Source organism: Streptococcus pseudopneumoniae, from assembly GCF_001072315.1.
Lineage (GTDB): Bacteria > Bacillota > Bacilli > Lactobacillales > Streptococcaceae > Streptococcus > Streptococcus pseudopneumoniae_R.
Genome location: NZ_JVLI01000173.1, coordinates 1 through 3,152, shown reverse-complemented (window position 1 = coordinate 3,152; position 3,152 = coordinate 1). Strand labels below are relative to the sequence as shown.

General features: G+C 36.9%; 2 protein-coding genes and 1 pseudogene. All 3 read left to right on the top strand.

Going from position 1 to position 3,152, the window contains the following annotated elements:
- Window positions 1-119: 119 nt before the first annotated feature.
- Window positions 120-710 (top strand): 3'-5' exonuclease, encoded by a 591-nt coding sequence (locus tag ADH54_RS09595; protein ID WP_049524933.1) that lies wholly within the window; start codon window positions 120-122, stop codon window positions 708-710.
- Between the two features lie 8 nt (window positions 711-718).
- The gene (locus ADH54_RS09590; RefSeq protein ID WP_049524932.1) at window positions 719-2,482 is read left to right on the top strand and encodes a glycerophosphoryl diester phosphodiesterase membrane domain-containing protein; all 1,764 of its coding nucleotides are present in this window, start codon (window positions 719-721) and stop codon (window positions 2,480-2,482) included.
- 341 nt (window positions 2,483-2,823) lie between these two features.
- Window positions 2,824-3,083: pseudogene (locus tag ADH54_RS11965) on the top strand (IS5/IS1182 family transposase); the annotation flags it as partial.
- Between the last annotated feature and the right edge of the window lie 69 nt (window positions 3,084-3,152).

Below are 3,152 nucleotides of genomic sequence, written 5' to 3'. Positions count from 1 at the left end.
TTTGAGGTTGTAGATAAGACTGACGAAGTCAGTTACATATATCTACGGCAAGGCGAAGCTGACGCAGTTTGAATTTGATTTTCGAAGAGTATAAAATAACAGTATAGGAGAGGTAGAAAATGGAACGATTAGAAGATTACATTGCTTTTGACTTAGAATTTAATCAGCATGAAGGACAAACACACTTGATTCAAGTATCGGCAGTGCGTTTTAGAGATGGTCGGGAAATCGACGCCTATGATTCCTATGTCCATACTAGTGTGCCTCTAAAAAGTTTTATCAATGGTTTGACTGGGATTACAGCCGAGACCTTAAAAGATGCTCCTCCAGTGGAGGAAGTCATAAAAGAATTCCAAGAGTTTGTGGGTTCTTTACCCATGGTAGGCTACAATGCTGCTAAAAGTGATCTACCTATTTTAGCGGATCATGGTTTAGATTATAGCCAGCAGTATAAGGTGGATTTGTATGATGAAGCTTTTGAACGTCGCAGTTCGGATTTACATGGTATTGCCAATCTCAAATTGCAAGCTGTTGCCTCGTTTCTTGGATTTCAAGGTCAGTCCCATAATAGCTTGGAGGATGCTCGGATGACGGCGCGTGTTTACGAGTCCTTCCTAGAGTCAGATCAAGCTAGAGAATTGTTAGAGGCAGAAAGTAGCTTATCAAACAATCCTTTTGGCAGCTTGGACTTGTCTCAATTATTTGACTAGGAGTGCCTATGAAACCTGAAAAACCTAAAAATCTAGGTTTTAGGAAAATCTACTTTAATCTAGATAAAATTCTCTTTCTCTTTTTCTTGATATTCATGATGATTGAGTTTGTCTGGTTACCACTTAATTCTTGGATTGCTGGACTGTTACTCCGTCAGACAGGCTATCTCTTTCTTTCCTACAACAATATTTTTGCCATTATAAAAGGGTCGCCATTTGTTAGTCTTGCTTTATTTGTTTTGGTAATTGCTAATTTACTGATTGCCTATTACCAGATAGGACTTCTCTTTATCGGAGCTCGCCATCTCCTCTATCATGAAAGGAGGACCTTGCTGGAGTACAGTCGCAAGGTCTTTCGTCAAAGTTTCTTGTTTATGAAGCAAGTGACGATTTCAAAAATGGCCTTTATTTTCTTTTATGTCATGATGCTCTTTCCATTGATTCGAAAGATTTTAAAGATTTATTACCTCAATAAAATTGTCATTCCGGAATTCATAGTAGCCTATGTAGAAGATAAGTACTGGTTGGTCGGTTTGGTAATCACTGTTCTAGCCTTGTTGCTGTTTTACATTTCAATACGTTTGATGTTTGCCCTACCCCAGCTTTTATTTGAGAAAAAAACAGTCAAAGAAGCAGTCAAATACAGTCTAGAAAAGACAAGAAAGCACTCCTGGTTTTATATTTGGAACTTACTCTGGATTATCGTCAAAACCTACCTATTTTTCATTCTTTTATTGATTCCAATATTAGCAAGTCAGGCACTGATGGATGGTCTGACTCATAAGGAATCTCTTGTACTGGGAATTCTTAACTTTGTCTTGATTAAGAATTTCCACTATATGGCCTTGACTTACTTTCTCATTAAATTTGTTTCCTTCTTAACAGGAGAAGAACTAGAAATTACACCAAGGAGAAAGAAAGACCACTGGATGAGATGGGGAGTGATGGGCTGTGCTTGTATCTTTTTCACTCTTGAGGGTTATGTTTATTTAGAAGCTCCAGTCGCCAATAAACCTTTAATCATTTCTCATAGGGGAGTATCCAATAAGAATGGTGTGCAAAATACCGTCCAATCACTAGAAAAAACCGCTCAGTTATCTCCAGATTTCGTTGAGACAGATGTTCAGGAAACAAAAGATGGCCAGTTTGTCATGATGCATGATGCCAATATCAAGAACCTGACAGGAGTTAATGCCAATCCACAGGATCTAACTTTGAAAGAATTAACCAAACTTGATATTTCAGAAAATGGTTATCATAGCAAGGTGTCCAGTTTTGATGACTATCTCAATAAAGCCAATGAATTGCATCAAAAACTCCTTATTGAGATTAAGACCAGTCGAAAAGATAGCCCAGATATGATGAAACGCTTTATGGGAAAATATGGAACTGTTCTTAAGCAGAATGGTCACCAAATGCAGTCCTTAGACTACCATGTGATTGACCAAGTGTTAGCCTACGATTCACAAATTCCAGTCTATTTCATCCTACCTTACAATAGTATTTTTCCAAGAACCAAGGCTACAGGTTACACTATGGAGTATTCAACTTTAGATGAAAATTTTGTCAACAAGCTTTGGAATACCGATCAGAAATTGTACGTTTGGACCATTAATAGTTCAGAGTCCTTTGATAAATCAGTTCAATTGGGAGCAGATGGCATGATAACAGATGACTTGGAAATGATTCAAGATCAAGTTACCATTGCTCAAGAAGACCCAGAGTATACTGAATTGCTTTTCAAACAGGCCATGGAATTTTTTAATTTTTAGTAATCAAAAAGAGGTTGAGCCAAAAAAACCTCTAAAATAGTAAAAAAACGAGCATTGTATCAGTTGGATATGCTCGTTTTTTTATGCCATGGTTTATAATTGATACTCAATGAAAATCAAAGAGCAAACTAGGAAGCTAGCCGCAAGCTGCTCAAAACACTGTTTTGAGGTTGTAGATAAGACTGACGAAGTCAGTCACAGATATACGGTAAGGCGATGCTGACGTGGTTTGAAGAGATTTTCGAAGAGTATGAAATAAGAATGAAACAGGAAGTAATGCCTATGAAGTGGTTGAACTAGGTTATTTATGTCAGATGTAAAAGGGTTACTAACTTCTGCATGAAGAAGGCTTTCGAATTTATGTCAAACAGAAAATGGATGTTTCCCCTTGGGGCAGATGAGAGAGTATTGTTGGCATGTGCAGAGTTTATGTTAGAAATAAATAAGCTGTCATAACATAGCTAGGATTCATCTTTATGAGTATGAATCTCACAAAATTGGTCAAGAATCTAGCATCTAAAACATCAATTATACAAAAACACAGTCTCTCTTTAGCTTGATTGTGGTCAATACAGAAGTTACTGCGCAGTTTTATTTTTGAGTTGATTTTTTATTTGAAAAAAAACAGTAAAAAAGCGCAAAAAATCACTTCCTGTGCTATACTGTAATT